Source organism: Pseudomonas mercuritolerans (assembly GCF_025706525.1).
GTDB classification, from domain to species: Bacteria; Pseudomonadota; Gammaproteobacteria; order Pseudomonadales; family Pseudomonadaceae; genus Aquipseudomonas; species Aquipseudomonas mercuritolerans.
In genome coordinates, this window is record NZ_JAMSHA010000005.1 from 508,148 (window position 1) to 525,579 (window position 17,432).

The window sequence follows — 17,432 nt, forward strand, 5'->3', positions numbered from 1 at the left end:
GGCCCGCCGAAAAATAGCCGGGAATTGTACCTGATACACGGCGCAAGCGTCACGTTCGCCTGTCACCCGGATCGCATGCAAAAACGCCCCGGTCTGGCGACCGAGGCGTTTTCAGGGTTCAAGCGCTGAATGAAAGCTTGTTCATCAGCCCGCGCGTCTGAGCAGCCAGACGCCTGCCAGCGCACACACGCCGGCCGGCACCAGCACCGCAAACAGCGGCGAGAAACCGAACACCAGACTCGATGGCCCCAGCAGATCCTGGACGATGCGGAAGGTGAAGCCCACCAGCACGCCGGTGAAAACACGCTGGCCGAGGGTCACCGAACGCAGCGGGCCGAAGATGAACGAGATCGCCATCAGCACCAGCGCGGCGGTCACCAGCGGCTGCAACACCTTGACCCAAAATGCCAGCCAGTAACGGCCATTGCTCAGGCCCTGCTCGGCCAGATAGTGGATGTAGCCCCACAGACCGCTGATCGACAGCGATTCCGGCGCCATGACCACGGTGCTGAGCAGTTGCGGGCTCAACGCCACATCCCACTCCTCGCTCGGGGCATTGACGACCTCAGTGCTGCGCTCGTGGAACAGCGTGGTGGCGACGTCGGTGAGCTGCCACTTGCTGCCGTCGAACTCGGCCTTTTTGGCGAAGCTGGAGCTGAGCAGATGGCGCTCCTTGTCGAAGTGATAGCGCGTCACGCCGTACAACAGACCGTTCGGTTGCACCGCATTGATGTGGATGAATTCCTCACCCTGACGGTGCCACATACCGTGCTTGGCGCTTTGCGCATCGCCGCTGCCCTGGGCCAGCGAGCGATTGGCCTGGGCCATGCTTTCGGTGGCCGGGGCGACGTATTCGCCGATCAGCACGCCGGCGAGCATCAGCACCAGCATCGGCTTCATGACCGCCCAGACGATACGGCCGATCGACACGCCAGCAGCGCGCATGACTGTCAGCTCACTGCTGCTGGCCAGACTGCCGAGACCGATCAGGCAGCCGATCAATGCCGCCATCGGCAGCATTTCATAAAGACGGCGCGGTGCGGTCAGCAATACAAAACCGAGCACGTCGACCAGGGTGTAGGTGTCGCTGACGTCGCCCATTTCATCGATGAAGGCGAAAAGCGTTGCCAGGCCGAGGATGATCGCCAGCACGGCGATGATCGCCATGAATACGCTGCTGCCGATGTAGCGGTCGAGTTTAACCACGGGCCACCTCCAGCGCGGCGCTGCGACGGCTGGCCAGCTTCAGGCGCAGCGGCTCCCAATACAGCAGGCCGAGGCCGATCACCAGGAAGATCGCGTGTACCCACCACAGGCCAAGGGCCGGCGGGATCTTGCCTTTTTCAAGGGCGCCGCGAGCGGCAATCAGGATGGTCAGGTAAGCCATATAAAGAAGAATCGCCGGCAGCAGCTTGAGGAAACGCCCCTGACGGGGATTCACCCGCGACAGCGGCACCGCCATCAGGGTCACGATGAACACCAGCAGTGGCAGGGACATGCGCCATTGCAGTTCGGTTTTCGAACGGATGTCATCACTGCCCCACAGGGACGAGGTCGGCATTGCGTCACGATCGGTGACTTCTTCGCTCACATCCGGCTTGGGCAGCAGCACACCGTAGGTTTCGTAATGAATGGCGCGGTAATCGGCCTGCCCCGGGCTGCCGTCATAGCGAAAACCGTTGTCGAGGATCAGGTAGCGATTGCCGTCGGGGCGGATTTCCTGACGGCCCGACTCGGCCACCAGCACGGAAATCCCGCGGTCTTTTTTATCGGCGCCGAGGTTCTTCTGCGAGATGAACACGCTACCGAGATTGACGCGGTCGTCGCTCAGGGTTTCGGTGTAAGTCACTCGGGTGCCGTCGCGCAAGGCCTGGAAGCGTCCCGGTTCAAGGGTATCGAACTCGGTCAGCGCGTCCTGCTTGTTCAGCAGCAGCTGAAACTGGTTGGCGCCCTGCGGAGCCAGGCCGAGGCTCAGCCACGCCACCACCAGTGCCACCAGCGTTGCCGGAAACAGGGTCATGCGAAACAGCTTTTGCTGGCTCATGCCGGTGGCCGAGAGCACGGTCATTTCGCTTTCGAGGTACAGGCGACCGTAGGCCAGCAGGATCCCGAGGAACAGGCCCAGCGGCAGAATCAGTTGCAGGAAACCCGGCAGACGAAAGCCCATGATCAGGAACAGCGAGCCCGGATCGAGCTGACCGGCCGCAGCCTGCGCCAGGTATTTGATGAAGCGACCGCTCATGATGATGACCAGCAGCACGGCACTTACGGCGCTGAGGGTCAACAGGACTTCGCGGGACAGATAACGGAAGACGATCAAACCAGACACTCCAGGGTTGTCAGGCTAAGGCGGCCAAACAAGCAAACACATCGACCGGCCCGCCATGCAGAGCGGTCGAAAAAAGATGCGGCATTATCCTGTGATTGGGTGCGCCTGTCACTGCGCACACTCATCCATCGCTGTAATCCTTTGCTGAGGGTTGTCAGGCGCGGGGAGCGAGGTTCAAACTGCGGCCCTTGTCGCAGGCTTTGGCCTGCGCCTCTTCTATCTATAAGCAGGCGACTGCGGACAACGTCGAACGCCTGCGTGTTGACCATTCATTCAGGGATCCGGACATGGAACTGGTTGTAAAAAGCGTTAGCCCAGAAACGTTGAAAACCGCCACCCTGGTGGTTGCCGTCGGCGAAGGCCGCAAACTCGGCGTCGCCGCCAGACTGGTCGACGAGTCGAGCGGCGGCGCAATCAGCGCCGTGCTCAAGCGTGGCGACCTGGCCGGCAAGGTCGGTCAGAGCCTGCTGCTGCACAGCCTGCCGAACCTGAAAGCCGAGCGCGTGTTGCTGGTCGGCGTGGGCAAGGACGAAGAACTGGGCGACCGTCCGTTCCGCAAAATCGTTGCCGGCATCCTCAACACCCTCAAAGGCCTGGGCGGCGGCGATGCCGTGCTGGCGCTGGATGAAGTCATCGTCAAAGGTCGCGACAGCTACGGCAAAACCCGTCTGCTGGCAGAAACCCTGGTCGACGGCGGCTACACCTTCGACCAGTTCAAGAGCCAGAAAGCCGAACCGCGCGCCCTGAAGAAAATTACTCTGCTGACCATCAAGGCTGCGCAAGCCGAAGTGCAGCGCGCCGTGAATCACGCCACTGCTATCGCCAACGGCATGGCCTTCACCCGCGATCTGGGCAACCTGCCACCGAACATCTGCCACCCGACCTTCATGGGCGAACAGGCCAAGAACCTGGGCAAAGAGTTCAAGGATCTGAAAGTCGAAGTACTCGACGAGAAGAAGATCAAATCCCTCGGCATGGGCTCGTTCTACGCCGTGGGCCAGGGCAGCGCCCAGCCGCCGCGCCTGATCGTCATGCAATACAGCGGTGGCAAAAAATCCGAGAAGCCGTTCGCACTGGTCGGCAAGGGCATCACCTTCGATACCGGCGGCATCAGCCTGAAGCCGGGCGCCGGCATGGACGAGATGAAATACGACATGGGCGGCGCTGCTTCTGTTTTCGGTACGCTGCGCGCCGTGCTTGAGCTGAAACTGCCGATCAATCTGGTGTGCATCCTCGCCTGCGCCGAAAACATGCCGAGCGGCAATGCATCGCGTCCGGGCGATATCGTCACCACCATGAGCGGCCAGACCGTGGAAATCCTCAACACCGACGCTGAAGGCCGTCTGGTGCTGTGCGATGCGCTGACCTACGCCGAGCGCTTCAAGCCACAAGCGGTGATCGACATCGCCACCCTGACCGGTGCTTGCGTAGTGGCCCTGGGCGCACACACGTCCGGCCTGCTGGGCAACAACGACGAACTGATCGACCAGTTGCTCAGCGCCGGCAAGGCTGCCGACGACCGCGCCTGGCAACTGCCGCTGTTCGATGAGTATCAAGAGCAACTGGACAGCCCGTTCGCCGACATCGCCAACATTGGCGGGCCGAAGGCCGGCACCATTACTGCCGCCTGCTTCCTGTCGCGCTTCACCAAGAACCTCAACTGGGCGCACCTGGACATCGCCGGCACGGCATGGACCAGCGGCGGCAAGGACAAAGGCGCCACTGGTCGTCCGGTTCCACTGCTGACCCAGTACCTGCTGGATCGCGCCAAGGCCTGAAACCGCTGAAAGGTGGCGTCACTCTCGGGTGACGCCACTTGCCGCTCTGGAACCGCAATGACCAAAGTCGACTTCTATATCCTGCCCAGCGCCGATCCATCAGCGCGCCTGGATTTCGCCTGCAAGCTCACCGAGAAAGCCTGGCGCATGGGCCACCGCATCTACCTGCATTGCAGCGATGCGGCCCAGCGCGACGATCTCGATGCGCGGCTGTGGGCATTCAAGGGCGAAAGTTTCGTGCCTCACGGCCCGGCCGACAGCGAACCGGACGGTTTGATCGTGCTGGGACTCGGGCAAGACTGCGGTGAGCATCAGGATCTGCTGGTCAATCTCGACCTGAAAGTCCCGGCCTTCGCCAGCAAATTCGCCCGCGTGGCGGAAGTGGTGGTGGAAGATCCGACCATCCGAGCGGCGGCGCGGGAGAGTTTCCGTTTCTACCGCGAACAGGGCTATTCTCTGCAAGACCACCGTTTACAGCGACTCTGAGCACTCCAATGGACACTCCGAAACCGCAACAGAAGTCCGCACACCTGCTGGACGATCTCGAATCGATCCGCCAGTTGCTCGGCGATGACAACCTGCAACCGCCGCTGTTGACCGATACGGTCGATGACAGCGAACAGGAACAGATTCCAATGCTGTTCGACTCCGTCGGCAACCAGCCGGCGGCCGTCGAGCCTCCACTAGCGCCGCCCCAGGCTGCCCAGGCTGCTGCGCCGGTCGACAAAGGTCCCGACGCTCTCCTGCACCTGGACAGCGAACTGCGCGCCGCCGCGCAATTGATCATGCAAGACGTGATCGACGACTTCGCCCCGCACATCGAGACCGAAATCAAACGCCGCCTCGATGCGCGGATGGAGCGGCTGCTCGCTGCAGCTGCAAGCGGCAAGCTTTAAGCTGCAAGCCAAAGCCAAAGCAAATCCGCCGCGCTCCTCTTGAAGCTTGCAGCTTGTGGCTTGTGGCTGTCCCCACGGCTATACTTCCCGGCTTTTCCTGAATAAATGCCAATAGGGTCCCGCCGCGCATGGATAAGACCTACCAGCCGCACGCCATTGAAACTTCCTGGTACAAGACCTGGGAGTCCGAGAACTACTTCGCCCCGCAAGGCGCGGGCGAGTCCTACACCATCATGATCCCGCCGCCGAACGTCACCGGCAGCCTGCACATGGGTCACGGCTTCAACAACGCGATCATGGACGCGTTGATCCGTTTCCGCCGCATGCAGGGTCGCGACACCCTGTGGCAGCCGGGCACCGACCACGCCGGTATCGCCACGCAGATGCTGGTGGAGCGCCAACTCGAAGCCCAGGGCCAGAATCGTCACGATCTGGGCCGGGAAAAATTTCTCGAGAAAGTCTGGGAGTGGAAAGATCAGTCCGGCGGCAACATCAGCCGGCAGATCCGCCGCCTCGGCTCGTCCGTCGACTGGAGCCGCGAGCGCTTCACCATGGACGACGGCCTCTCGGAAGCGGTCAAGGAAGCCTTCGTGCGTCTGCATGAGGACGGCCTGATCTATCGCGGCAAGCGTCTGGTCAACTGGGACACCAAACTGCACACGGCGATTTCCGACCTCGAAGTGGAAAACCACGAAGAGAAAGGCTTCCTGTGGAACCTGAAATACCCATTGGCCGATGGCGTTAAAACCGCCGAGGGCAATGACTTCCTGATCGTTGCCACCACCCGTCCGGAAACCATGCTCGGCGACTCCGCCGTCGCGGTGAACCCGAACGACGAGCGCTACAAAGCGCTGATCGGCAAATTCGTCGAGCTGCCACTGGTTGGCCGCCGCATCCCGATCATCGCCGACGATTATTGCGACCCTGAATTCGGCACCGGCTGCGTGAAAATCACCCCGGCCCACGATTTCAACGACTACGAAGTCGGCAAGCGCCACAACCTGCCGCTGCTGAACATCTTCGACAAGAACGCGCACGTGCTGCCTGCTGCACAGGTGTTCAACCTCGACGGCACGCTGAACGAGAGCATCGACGGCAAGATTCCGGCCGAGTTCGCTGGCCTGGAACGTTTCGAAGCGCGCAAGCAGATCGTTGCCGCGTTCGACGCTGCCGGCCTGCTGGTGAGTGTCAACGATCACAACCTGAAAACGCCGAAAGGCGATCGCTCCGGCACGGTCATCGAGCCGTGGCTGACCGACCAGTGGTACGTATCGACCAAGCCGCTGGCCGAGCCGGCGATTGCTGCCGTTGAAGACGGTCGCATCCAGTTCGTGCCCAAGCAGTACGAAAACATGTACTTCTCGTGGATGCGCGACATCCAGGACTGGTGCATCAGCCGTCAGCTGTGGTGGGGCCACCGGATTCCGGCCTGGTACGACGAGTCGGGCAAAGTCTACGTCGGTCGCGACGAAGCCGAAGTGCGTGCCAAGCACAACCTCGGCCCGGATGTTGCGCTGCAACAGGACAACGACGTCCTCGACACCTGGTTCAGCTCCGGCCTGTGGACCTTCTCGACACTGGGCTGGCCTGAACAGACCGAGTTCCTGAAGAAATTCCACTCCACCGACGTGCTGGTCACCGGTTTCGACATCATTTTCTTCTGGGTTGCCCGGATGATCATGATGACCATGCACCTGATGAAGAACGAAGACGGCACGCCGCAGGTTCCGTTCAAGACTGTCTACGTACACGGTCTGGTACGCGACGGCCAGGGCCAGAAGATGTCCAAGTCCAAGGGCAACGTCCTTGACCCGCTGGACATCATCGACGGCATCGACCTGGAAACCCTGGTGCAGAAGCGCACCTCGGGCCTGATGCAACCGAAACTGGCGAAGAAGATCGAGAAAGCCACCCGCGAAGAATTCGCCAACGGCATCGAAAGCTACGGCACCGATGCCCTGCGCTTTACCTTCTGCTCGCTGGCCTCGACCGGTCGCGACATCAAGTTCGACATGGGTCGCGTCGAAGGCTATCGCAACTTCTGCAACAAGATCTGGAACGCCGCGCGTTACGTTCTGGACAAGGGCGAAGACTGCGGCCAGAACGGCGAAGCCTACGAGCTGTCGCTGGCAGATCGCTGGATCATTTCGCAGTTGCAACGCACCGAAGCCGAAGTGACCCGCCAACTGGATCAGTTCCGTTTCGACCTCGCCGCGCAAGCGCTGTACGAATTCATCTGGAACCAGTACTGCGACTGGTATCTGGAACTGTCCAAACCTGTGTTGTGGGACGAGAACGCGCCGGTCGAACGTCAGCGCGGCACTCGCCGGACCTTGGTGCGCGTGTTGGAAGTGGCGCTGCGCCTGGCGCACCCGTTCATGCCGTTCATCACTGAAGAAATCTGGCAGCGCATCGCGCCGCTGGCCGGTATTCAGGGCAAGACGATCATGCTGCAGCCTTGGCCGGTGGCTAACGAAGAGCGCATCGATCCGGCGGCGGAAAACGACATCGAATGGCTCAAGGAACTGATGCTCGGCACGCGCAACATTCGTGGCGAGATGAACATCGGCCCGGGCAAGCCACTGCCGATCTTCCTGAAGAACGTCAGCGCTGACGACCAGCGCCGCCTGACCGAGAACGAAGCGCTGCTGAAGAAGCTGGCGCGTCTGGAATCGATCACCGTACTCGCCGCTGGCGAAGAAGCACCACTGTCCGCTACCGCACTGGTGGGCGAGATGGAAGTGCTGGTGCCAATGGCCGGCCTGATCGACAAAGGCGCCGAACTGGCGCGTCTGGACAAGGAAATCCTGCGTTTGCAGGGCGAAGTCCAGCGGGTTGGCGGCAAGCTGTCCAACGCAGGTTTCGTCGACAAGGCTCCGGCCGAAGTCATCGAGAAGGAACGCGCCAAACTGGCCGAGGCCGAACAGGCCCTGGGCAAACTGGCCGAGCAGCACGCGCGGATTGCCAGTCTGTAACGGCAAATCGCACTGAAAAAGGGAGGCCCAAGTGGCCTCCCTTTTTTATTCCTGCAAAACCTCGAGTCCCCTGTGGGAGCGAGCCTGCTCGCGAAAGCGCTGAGTCAGCCGACAAATCTGCCGGATGTGCAACCGCCTTCGCGAGCAGGCTCGCTCCCACAGTTTGAACGGTGTTGCCTTCAGATGTGGGACAATACCCGCCACTTTCAGCCATACCCGAATCGACCACGCCCATGACCGCCCCCCGCACACCCAAACCTGCGCGCAAGAAGCCTGACGCCGCGTCCCCGAGCAAAGCCGTCGAGCCGCGCGAGAAGGCCAGCCTGCATCCGCGCAATCGCCATCAGGGTCGTTACGACTTTCCGGCACTGATCAAGACCACGCCGGAACTGGCCAAGTACGTGATCACCAACCCGTACGGCAAGGAAAGCATCGACTTCGCCAGCCCCGACGCGGTTCGTGTGTTCAATCGGGCGCTGCTCAAGGCGTTCTACGGTATTCAACATTGGGATATCCCGGCGGACTATCTGTGCCCTCCGGTTCCGGGGCGTGCCGACTATGTGCACTTTCTCGCCGACCTGCTGGCGAGCATGAACGACGGCAAGGTGCCGCGCGGCGCGATCGTCAATGTGCTGGACATCGGTATGGGCGCCAACTGCGTTTATCCGCTGATCGGCAACAGCGAATATCGCTGGCACTTCCTCGGCTCGGAGATCGACCCGACAGCCGTGGCGGCGGCGCGAGCCATCGTGCAATCCAATGATCTGAGCAAAGTGATCCAGCTGCGCCAGCAGGAAAACCGCAAGCACATCCTCATCGGCTTGCTGGAGCCGGGCGAGCGTTTCGACCTGACCATGTGCAACCCGCCGTTCCACGCTTCGATGGAAGAAGCGACCAAGGGCAGCGAGCGCAAGTGGCGCGCCTTGGGCAAGGCCGACCCGAAACGCAAGCTGCCGGTGCTGAACTTCGGCGGGCAATCGGCGGAGCTGTGGTGTGAAGGCGGTGAAGCGCGCTTCGTGACGCAGTTGATTGCCGAGAGCGCGAACTTTCAGCACAAGGTGTTGTGGTTCAGCACCCTGGTGTCGAAGGCCTCGAACCTGCCGGCCATCGAGACGGCACTGAAGAAGGCCGGCGTACTGGAAAGCCAGGTCGTGGAGATGTCGCAGGGGCAGAAGCAGAGCCGCTTTGTCGCCTGGACCTTCCAGACCAAGTCCGAGCAGCAGATCTGGCGGCGTGAGCGCTGGGTTCGCTAAGACACAGCGGATTACCTTGTGGGAGCGAGCCTGCTCGCGAAAGCGGTCTATCAGTCGACATCCAAGGTGACTGAACCACCGCATTCGCGAGCAGGCTCGCTCCCACAATGGTTCAGTGACATACCCACCGAATTGCAGACACAAAAAAACCGTGCCCCGGATCACTCCGAAGCACGGTTTTTTTTATCGCTGCGTCTTACTTGTTCACAGCGTCGGTCAGGCCTTTGGCCACAACCAGCTTGATCACTTTCTTTGCAGGGATTTCGATGGCAGCGCCAGTCGAAGGGTTACGGCCGGTGCGGGCAGGACGCTCGGTCACTTTCAGCTTGCCGATACCTGGCAAGGTGATTTCGCCGCCGTTTTCCAGCTGATCGGCAACGATTTGGCCCAGTTGGTCCAGAGCGTTACGCGCGGTGGTTTTCGGCGCGTCGATAGCTTCAGCGATGTCGGCGATCAGTTGGTCTTTAGTAAGAGCCATGTAGTGTTCCTTCCCTATCAAATTCATATGGATTGCAGAGTGCAGTGTCAGCCATCGAGCCCGATCTTCTGGATCTGGCACCCTCGGCGATAACCACGACGAGTCGGGTTATAGATGCCGAAATCAGGGTTTGGTTCGACCTGACAAATGCTGAATGCACGCTTAACGCAGTGACTTCGCGTAAGACCGGGCAAAACTAGCACAGCGACAAGGAAATATCCGCCTCTAGCTACCCATTTGGTCAGCTTTATTGCGCTAAATCGGTAAAAAACCGCATAAGGCCGGCCCCTTGCCCCGGTTTCAGCCTTCAACCCCCTGTAGGAGCTGCCGAAGGCTGCGATCTTTTGACTTTGTTTTTTTCAAAAACAAGATCAAAAGATCGCAAGCTTCGGTAGCTCCTGCACAGAGCCTCAGATAGAGATTCGGGTACACTGAGCGCTTTTTCGGGGGAGCCTGCCCTCCTCCCTTCCAACAGCCGAGAAGCCCATGCCGATCCGTCATTGCATCGTCCACCTGATCGACAAAAAACCCGACGGCACGCCCGCAGTTCTGCATGCCCGTGACTCCGAACTGGCCGAGTCCGCAGCCATCGAAAACATGCTCGCCGACCTCAACGAAAGCTACAACGCCAAACAGGGCAAAGCCTGGGGCCTGTTCCATCCGGAATCCGGCGCGTTCCCCTTCAGCGGCTGGCTGAAGGAGTACATGGAAGGCGGCCGTGACTTCACCGCGTTCAGTAAAGTGGCGGTCGAGCATCTGCAGAAGCTGATGGAGGAATCCAACCTGTCGGTGGGTGGCCATGTGCTGTTTGCCCACTATCAGCAAGGCATGACCGACTACCTGGCAATCGCCCTGCTGCACCACAGCGAAGGCGTGGCGGTAACCGACGAGCTCGACGTGACGCCTTCGCGCCATCTCGACCTCGGCCAATTGCATCTGGCAGCGCGGATCAACGTTTCCGAGTGGCAGAACAACAAGCAGTCCAAGCAGTACATCTCGTTCATCAAGGGCAAGAATGGCAAGAAGGTCTCGGAGTACTTCCGCGACTTCATCGGCTGCCAGGAAGGCGTCGACGGCCCCGGCGAGACGCGCACACTGCTCAAGGCCTTCAGCGACTTTGTCGAGAGCGAAGACCTGCCGGAAGACTCGGCCCGCGAGAAAACCAAAACGCTGGTCGACTACGCCAGCAGCCAGGCCAAGCTCGGCGAACCGATGGGTCTTGAGGAACTGTCAGAGCTGATCGACGAAGAACGCCCGAAGGCCTTCTACGACCACATCCGCAACAAGGACTATGGCCTGTCGCCGGAGATCCCGGCGGACAAACGTACCCTCAACCAATTCCGCCGCTTTACCGGCCGCGCCGAAGGCCTGTCGATCAGCTTCGAAGCGCACCTGCTGGGTTCGAAGATCGAGTACGACGAAGAGAACGGCACCCTGATCATCAAAGGCCTGCCGACTTCGCTGACCGACCAGCTGAAGCGGCGTAACTGATGCTCGGCAATGTGCTGAAAAAGGTCGCCCTGGTGCTGCTGGTAGTCGTGGTCTACCAGAACTGGGGCAAGATCGAGCGAGTGTTCAATCCCTCGCAAATGGTCTCGCAGCAGACCCGGGCGCAGGCCAATGTTGTGCTGTACGCCACCGACTGGTGCGGCTACTGCAAGCAGACCAAACGCTTTCTCGACAGCAAGGGCATACCGTTCAAGGAGTTCGACATCGAGAAGGATGCCCAGGCGCGCAAGGCGTATGAGGCACTGGGTGGACGCGGGATTCCGCTGATCGATGTGAACGGCACGTTGATTCGCGGATTTGATCCAGACGAAATCCTCGCTGCCCTGAAATAATCAACTGTGGGAGCGAGCCTGCTCGCGAAAGCGCTGCATCAGCCAACGACAATGTTGAATGATCCATCGTCTTCGCGAGCAGGCTCGCTCCCACAGGTTTTGCAGCTGACTGGATAAATCAGCGCGCTTCGATACGGAACCCAAAACGCGGGAAGTGTACGTGCACCACGCCGCCACGTTCGTCTTCACGGCGAATGATCAGCTCTTCACGGCCAGCAAACAGCAGCTCGCCCACCACCGGATCAACGCCGTAATCGATAGCGGCAATCGCCACTTGCTGCCCCGCCTTGAAGCCGTTCGGATCCACGAACTGTTCATCCGGCAACGCCGCTGGCGTCGTGTTACGCGCGACTTCCAGTGCCTCGGCGGAAGACATCTCGCTCGCTGCGCCATGGCCGAACCCCAGCACCCGACCCAGCCACGCCGCCACCGCCGGGTATTCATCCACCAGCGGCGCCGTGACGTGGGTCGCCTTGAGGAACCACAGCGGATGCGCCAACGCGAAGTCGGCAATCGACGGTTCGCCAAAGAGGAAGTCACCCTGTTCGCGCTGCAACTGTTGCTCCAGCCGCGCCATGATCGTCGGCCACTGATGCTTGGCCTGCTCGGCGGACAGACGCGTGGCGCTGCCACCGCTGAACAAACCGGCGCGGTCGGCCAGGAAGGCCTTGATCGCTTCCGGCGGCAATTTGCCGAAACGCACCGCCACCGATTCCGGCTGGAACACTAGGCTCACGGCGTGCTGGAACACCACCGAATCGGCCCACGCGGCAAAACTGGCGCTGGTCATTTCCTGGCCCTCGGGGAAGAACGCCGGCAGGGCTTTTTCCTGTTCCAGGCGTCGAGCGATCAGTGCGGTGTCGCAATAGATGTCAGCACCGATCTGCAACACTGGAGTCTTGCGGTAGCCACCGGTCAACGCGGTCAGATCCGGCTTTGGCATCACCGGGGAAATATGCACCGAACGCCAGGACAGGCCTTTGAAACCCAGCAGCAGGCGGGCCTTCTCGGCGAATGGAGAGGTCGGGTAATGGTGCAGAATCAACTCAGACATGCTCGGCTCCGCCGCTCAGATAGTGAGCCCGCAGCTTAGCGTGCATTGGATTAGCAGCCTACAGATCTGCCTGATGGGAACCAATCAGTCAGATTGATAAGACGCGACGAGGCATTCCTTGGCGCTTTTGCGCAGCTTCTTGATCAGCCGTTCCTGGCGCAGAGCATCGCTTTTGTCGCGGCAGAGTTCGGTGTAGACCAGCGCCATCGCCGGGCTGGAAAGAAAGAACCGCGCGCCTTTGCCGCTCTGGTGCTTGGCGAAACGCCGCACCGGGTCGTCGCTGATTCCGCAATACAACGAGCCATTGGCGGCACGCACGAGGTAGACGAACCAGGATTTACTCGCTGGTTCGGCAGCGTCGACGGATTGTTCGCTAAGACTGGTCACTTCGGGATCTGAACGTGTAGGAAAACAGGCGGCGATCTTATCAGCGCCCGGCCTGAAATGCCTTCAGTCCCTTGCGCGCCTGGGCACGTACGGCGTTGTGCACCAGCGGCGTCCAGCCCAGCAGCAGGCCTTTGAAACCCAACGCCTGCCGCGACCAGCGCCACATATCGAAGTGATCGTGGTGCTCGCAGATCTTGCCGTCCCGGAAGACGAAGCGCGCCTGGATATCGTTGACCACGACATTGCCGGTCTGGCTGAACAGGTAAGTCGCCACCCAATGCGCGCCGCCGGTGCGCTCGTCGGCGCGGACGTTGTCGAAGGTCAGGGAAAAATCCTTGGCGCGGGTAGTCAGCATGCGCCACATGTCGCCGGCATCGCGACCGCGCAACTCACCGAAGGCCGGATCGCTGAAGACCACGTCATCGGTATAGCAGGCGGCCATGGCTTCGGCATCGAGGCGCTGGAAGGCCTGGTAGAAGCGAGTGATCAGGGCGCTGTGGGCTTCGCTCAAGGCAATCTCCAAAGAAAGATATACAGATTGCCAGCACCATAATCTGCCGCGCGCAGAAACACTATCGGCAATACGCAAAACCCTTGTGGGAGCGAGCCTGCTCGCGAAGGCAATTCAACATTCAACACCTTTGTTGACCGAACACCGCTTTCGCGAGCAGGCTCGCTCCCACATTTGCAACCAGTGCATTCAGAGCTTTTCGCTTTGCACCTGCACATACAACGCACGCCCTGCGCCCAGCCCGGCAATGATCGCACCGGCGCCGATAATGCCGAAAATCCAGCCCAGCGCATTCCAGCCGCCGGTCCAGTCATGCACCACGCCCACGGCGAATGGCCCCATCGACGCCAGCGTGTAGCCAAAACCCTGGGACATGCTCGACAGGTTCGCCGCGACATGGGAATCGCGCGAGCGCAGCACGATCAGGGTCAACGCCAGACTGAACGTGCCGCCCTGCCCCAACCCCAAGAGAATCGCCCAGCCCCACAGTCCTTCGATCGGTGCGTACAGGCAACCGAACAGGCCGGCCAGGGTCAGCGCCATGACCACGACGATCGCCAGACGCTGATCCTTGCCACGGGTCGCCAGCCACGGCGCGGCCAGCGAACTGGCCAGTTGAATGATCACCGAACCGGACAGCACCAATCCGGCCTGAGTCGGTGTCAGCCCGCGACCGATGAGGATCGACGGCAACCAGCCAAACACGATGTAGGCCAGCGACGATTGCAGGCCCATGTACAAGGTCACCTGCCAGGCCAGCGGATCACGCAGCAACCCGCGCACGCGATAGGCGACGTTGTGTGCGCCGTGCTTCGAGCCGACTTGTGGCAGCCAGAAAACCGCCGCCACCAATGCGGGAATCACCCAGAAGCCCAGGCCCATCGCCCAGCTGTTGCCGAAGTGTTCACTCAGCGGCACGGTCGAACCCGCCGCCATCGCTGCGCCCAGGCACAGCGCCATGGTGTAGACGCCGGTCATGGTCCCGGCGTGCTTGGCGAAGTCGCGTTTGACGATGCCCGGCAGCAGCACGCCGACGATGCCAATGCTGGCGCCGCCAAGGACGCTGCCGGCGAACAGGCCGATCTCGCCGAAATTGCTGCGCAGGATGATGCCGCCGGCCAGCGTCAGCAAAATCCCCAGCACCACGCGCTCAGCACCGAAACGCCGCGCCAGAATCGGCGCCAGCGGCGCAAACAAACCCAGACAAAGCACCGGCAACGTGGTCAGCAATCCCGCCTGCGCCGCAGATAATCCGAGACTCCTGGAGACCTCGCTGAGCAAGGGCGCCATGCTCGACAACGCCGGGCGCAGGTTCAGCGCTACCAGAATCAGCCCGAGCAGCAGCAACCATGGACGTTTTACCAACGGATGGCTTTGCTGCACCTGCTCGTCATCAGCCTCGGCATCGATCAGCAGCTCTTCAAGTTCTGGGGAGCGTTTCGACGCTGTGGATAACTCACTGCGGGACATGGATTTCTCGGTTTCAAGGTTCATTGATCAACTGCCTCGACAAGGCTTTGGCCCGTTCCGGGTCGCGTTGCTCGACCGCATCGAGCAAGTCGATGTGCAGATCGAACACTTCCTGACGGCGCGGGGAGATATTCAGGGTCTGGCGCAATTGCGCGCCGACGATGCTGGAGAAATAGCGATACAGCTCGCTGAGGGTCGGGTTGTGCGCGGCGTCGACCAGGCGGCGATGGAACACCAGATCGCAGGCGATATAAGTGTCGAGATCGCCGTGGTAGTGGCTGCCGCTGGTGCCGAGCGCTTCACGCAGCGCCGCCAGATCCTCATCGGTACGACGCAACGCCGCCAGGCCGATGGCCTCGACTTCAAGGATGTGCCGGGTCTCCCGGGCCTGCTCCAGCGAACAACGCGATAGCGCTTTAAGTGTGTCGAGCGGGTCAACCACCGCACGAAGATAACTGCCGTCGCCCTGACGAATTTCGATCAATCCCGAGAACGCCAGAACACGCATCGCCTCACGGACCGTGTTGCGGCTGATGCCCAGCTCGGCGCACAGCTCAGGCTCGGTCGGCAGCCGCTCGCCGACCTGCCACGCACCGCTGTTGATGCGCTGACGCAGTTGATCCAAAGCCTGATCGACCAGGGACCGCTTGATCAAAGGGGAAATGTCGGACATGAACCTCACCTTTTCATCCAATCATAGGATGAATTTTCCGACATGTTAGTCAGACCCATGTAGGACGGCAACCACCTAGGGTCAATCGGAGACACATGGAGCGGCATTTTCGATTGGTCAAAATTACCCTTTAAGGGTAATTTCAGGGACAGGGTTTTGGCTTCTTATGGAAAAGAACACACCCCATTACGACTTGGCGGTGATCAAGGCGGATGTCAGGAGATTAGGCTGGAGGGCATTCACACACACAGCGAGGAGAACCGGTTCCGATATGGAGCTGACACTTGCAGACATGCAGGAAGTCGTCTTCATGCTGCAGCGCAACATGCTCTACAAGTCGATGACGACCTATGACAACCACCGCATCTGGCAGGACGTCTATCACATCAATTCACATGGTCTGGAGATTTACATAAAGGTGTCCTATCACAACGACAGACGCCCGCCGGTGATCTCCTTCAAGGAGAACAATTCATGAATACGCAACAGTGTCTCAGTTGCGGCGCCTCTGAAGGCATGGTGCATTTCGAAGGTCGAGGCGAAACGTTGAGCGTCAAAGGCATGGAGCGCCGCGTTGACGATCTTTCGGGTTGGGAGTGCCAGAAGTGCGGAGAAATCGAACTCGATGAAGTGTGCGGGCAGCGCTACTCGGACGCATGCGATGAGCTCGTTATCGCCAGCAGAAAAATGATTGGCAACGAGATGAAAAAGATTCGTCGCAAATTGCACCTTACGCAAAAAGATACGGTGCAACTATTGTCTGGAGGGGGGCATAACGCATTTTCTCGCTATGAGCGGGGCGAGGTATTGCCGCCCAAGGCGCTGATACTGTTAATGCGCTTATTGGAGCGCTACCCGTACTTGCTTACCGATGTGAAGACTTTCGGCGAAGGTGCAGATTTGAGAGGTTTCGAGCACATCGTCCACAAAGAACATGAATCCCTTTCGGTTTCCTGACCCCGAAAAAACAACCCGGCACATGGCCGGGTTGTTTTTTACTCATCCACCATCAATGCAAAATCTGACTCAAGAACAACTTGGTCCGATCATTCTGCGGATTGTCGAAGAAGTCATTCGGCGCGGCCTGCTCAACGATTTCGCCCTTGTCCATGAAGATCACGCGGTTGGCCACGGTGCGGGCAAAGCCCATTTCGTGGGTCACGCAGAGCATGGTCATGCCGTCTTCGGCCAGACCGATCATGGTGTCGAGCACTTCCTTCACCATCTCCGGATCGAGTGCCGAAGTCGGTTCGTCGAACAGCATGATTTTCGGCTTCATGCACAGGGCGCGGGCGATCGCCACACGCTGCTGCTGACCACCGGACAGCTGACCCGGATACTTGTGCGCCTGCTCCGGAATGCGTACGCGTTCCAGATAATGCATGGCGATTTCTTCGGCCTTGCGCTTGGGCATCTTGCGCACCCACATCGGCGCCAGTGTGCAGTTCTGCAGAATGGTCAGGTGCGGGAACAGGTTGAAGTGCTGGAACACCATGCCGACTTCGCGACGGATCGCTTCGATCTGCTTGAGGTCGTTGGTCAGTTCCACGCCATCGACGACGATGCGGCCCTGCTGGTGTTCTTCCAGACGATTCAGGCAACGGATCGTGGTCGATTTACCGGAACCCGATGGGCCGCACAACACGATGCGCTCGCCCTGTTTGACGTTGAGGTTGATGTCCTTGAGTACGTGAAACTGGCCGTACCACTTGTTCACGCCCTGCATCTGGATGATGCCTTCCGAACCCACAGGCTTTTTGATTGCTTCGCTCATTTACAGAGAACTC

18 protein-coding genes are annotated in these 17,432 nt (G+C 60.2%); 9 read left to right on the plus strand and 9 right to left on the minus strand.

Annotated elements, in window-relative coordinates; all coding sequences use genetic code 11:
* Window positions 1–144: 144 nt before the first annotated feature.
* Together lptG and lptF are read right to left on the minus strand one after the other, a co-directional pair.
* Window positions 145–1,206: an LPS export ABC transporter permease LptG gene (lptG, locus tag ND528_RS17150; protein ID WP_016771565.1), complete on the minus strand. Its 1,062-nt coding sequence runs from the start codon at window positions 1,204–1,206 to the stop codon at window positions 145–147.
* Window positions 1,199–2,320 (minus strand): LPS export ABC transporter permease LptF, encoded by a 1,122-nt coding sequence (gene lptF / locus ND528_RS17155; protein WP_130910109.1) that lies wholly within the window; start codon window positions 2,318–2,320, stop codon window positions 1,199–1,201. Before lptF ends, lptG begins: the two co-directional genes overlap by 8 nt.
* A 296-nt stretch (window positions 2,321–2,616) precedes the next feature.
* Here lptF and ND528_RS17160 point away from each other — a divergent pair, with 296 nt between their 5' ends.
* The 5 genes from ND528_RS17160 (at window position 2,617) to rlmF (ending at window position 9,231) form a co-directional block, all read left to right on the plus strand.
* On the plus strand, window positions 2,617–4,107 hold the full coding sequence (locus tag ND528_RS17160) for a leucyl aminopeptidase (RefSeq protein ID WP_137215433.1): 1,491 nt from the start codon (window positions 2,617–2,619) through the stop codon (window positions 4,105–4,107).
* 57 nt (window positions 4,108–4,164) lie between these two features.
* A complete protein-coding gene (locus ND528_RS17165) occupies window positions 4,165–4,593 on the plus strand; it encodes a DNA polymerase III subunit chi (RefSeq protein WP_016771568.1) in 429 nt (142 codons plus the stop codon).
* Between the two features lie 8 nt (window positions 4,594–4,601).
* Window positions 4,602–5,003 (plus strand): DNA polymerase III subunit chi, encoded by a 402-nt coding sequence (locus ND528_RS17170; RefSeq protein ID WP_212615379.1) that lies wholly within the window; start codon window positions 4,602–4,604, stop codon window positions 5,001–5,003.
* A 128-nt stretch (window positions 5,004–5,131) separates the two neighbouring features.
* Window positions 5,132–7,978: a valine--tRNA ligase gene (locus ND528_RS17175; protein ID WP_263470772.1), complete on the plus strand. Its 2,847-nt coding sequence runs from the start codon at window positions 5,132–5,134 to the stop codon at window positions 7,976–7,978.
* A gap of 233 nt (window positions 7,979–8,211) precedes the next feature.
* Complete coding sequence (gene rlmF / locus ND528_RS17180) at window positions 8,212–9,231, plus strand: 23S rRNA (adenine(1618)-N(6))-methyltransferase RlmF (protein WP_016771571.1); 1,020 nt, start codon at window positions 8,212–8,214, stop codon at window positions 9,229–9,231.
* Window positions 9,232–9,427: 196 nt separating this feature from the next.
* Here rlmF and ND528_RS17185 read toward each other — a convergent pair whose 3' ends face one another.
* Window positions 9,428–9,709: an HU family DNA-binding protein gene (locus tag ND528_RS17185; protein WP_003221909.1), complete on the minus strand. Its 282-nt coding sequence runs from the start codon at window positions 9,707–9,709 to the stop codon at window positions 9,428–9,430.
* Between the two features lie 486 nt (window positions 9,710–10,195).
* Between ND528_RS17185 and yejK the strand changes: the two genes are divergently transcribed.
* Window positions 10,196–11,200 (plus strand): nucleoid-associated protein YejK, encoded by a 1,005-nt coding sequence (gene yejK / locus ND528_RS17190; RefSeq protein ID WP_039759184.1) that lies wholly within the window; start codon window positions 10,196–10,198, stop codon window positions 11,198–11,200.
* Complete coding sequence (locus ND528_RS17195; protein ID WP_263470773.1) at window positions 11,200–11,550, plus strand: glutaredoxin family protein; 351 nt, start codon at window positions 11,200–11,202, stop codon at window positions 11,548–11,550. Before yejK ends, ND528_RS17195 begins: the two co-directional genes overlap by 1 nt.
* Window positions 11,551–11,668: 118 nt before the next feature.
* Here the strand turns inward: ND528_RS17195 and ND528_RS17200 are convergent, their stop codons facing one another.
* The 5 genes from ND528_RS17200 to ND528_RS17220 all read right to left on the minus strand — a co-directional run bounded on the left by ND528_RS17200 (window position 11,669) and on the right by ND528_RS17220 (window position 15,645).
* The gene (locus tag ND528_RS17200) at window positions 11,669–12,604 is read right to left on the minus strand and encodes a glutathione S-transferase family protein (RefSeq protein ID WP_263470774.1); all 936 of its coding nucleotides are present in this window, start codon (window positions 12,602–12,604) and stop codon (window positions 11,669–11,671) included.
* An 84-nt stretch (window positions 12,605–12,688) separates the two neighbouring features.
* The gene (locus tag ND528_RS17205; RefSeq protein ID WP_130912780.1) at window positions 12,689–12,991 is read right to left on the minus strand and encodes a GIY-YIG nuclease family protein; all 303 of its coding nucleotides are present in this window, start codon (window positions 12,989–12,991) and stop codon (window positions 12,689–12,691) included.
* Window positions 12,992–13,031: 40 nt separating this feature from the next.
* Window positions 13,032–13,502 carry a nuclear transport factor 2 family protein gene (locus ND528_RS17210; RefSeq protein ID WP_263470775.1) on the minus strand — a complete coding sequence of 157 codons (471 nt, stop codon included), beginning with the start codon at window positions 13,500–13,502 and terminating at the stop codon, window positions 13,032–13,034.
* Between the two features lie 189 nt (window positions 13,503–13,691).
* On the minus strand, window positions 13,692–14,996 hold the full coding sequence (locus ND528_RS17215; protein ID WP_263470776.1) for a CynX/NimT family MFS transporter: 1,305 nt from the start codon (window positions 14,994–14,996) through the stop codon (window positions 13,692–13,694).
* A complete protein-coding gene (locus ND528_RS17220; RefSeq protein ID WP_076565984.1) occupies window positions 14,986–15,645 on the minus strand; it encodes a FadR/GntR family transcriptional regulator in 660 nt (219 codons plus the stop codon). The genes ND528_RS17215 and ND528_RS17220 overlap by 11 nt, the downstream gene beginning before the upstream one ends.
* Before the next feature lie 166 nt (window positions 15,646–15,811).
* Here ND528_RS17220 and ND528_RS17225 point away from each other — a divergent pair, with 166 nt between their 5' ends.
* A complete protein-coding gene (locus ND528_RS17225) occupies window positions 15,812–16,123 on the plus strand; it encodes a type II toxin-antitoxin system MqsR family toxin (protein ID WP_263470777.1) in 312 nt (103 codons plus the stop codon).
* Window positions 16,120–16,602: a type II toxin-antitoxin system MqsA family antitoxin gene (locus tag ND528_RS17230; RefSeq protein WP_137215439.1), complete on the plus strand. Its 483-nt coding sequence runs from the start codon at window positions 16,120–16,122 to the stop codon at window positions 16,600–16,602. The genes ND528_RS17225 and ND528_RS17230 overlap by 4 nt, the downstream gene beginning before the upstream one ends.
* Before the next feature lie 52 nt (window positions 16,603–16,654).
* On the opposite strand, the gene ND528_RS17235 is transcribed toward ND528_RS17230, so the two are convergent.
* On the minus strand, window positions 16,655–17,419 hold the full coding sequence (locus tag ND528_RS17235) for an amino acid ABC transporter ATP-binding protein (RefSeq protein ID WP_130912786.1): 765 nt from the start codon (window positions 17,417–17,419) through the stop codon (window positions 16,655–16,657).
* Window positions 17,420–17,432 lie beyond the last annotated feature (13 nt).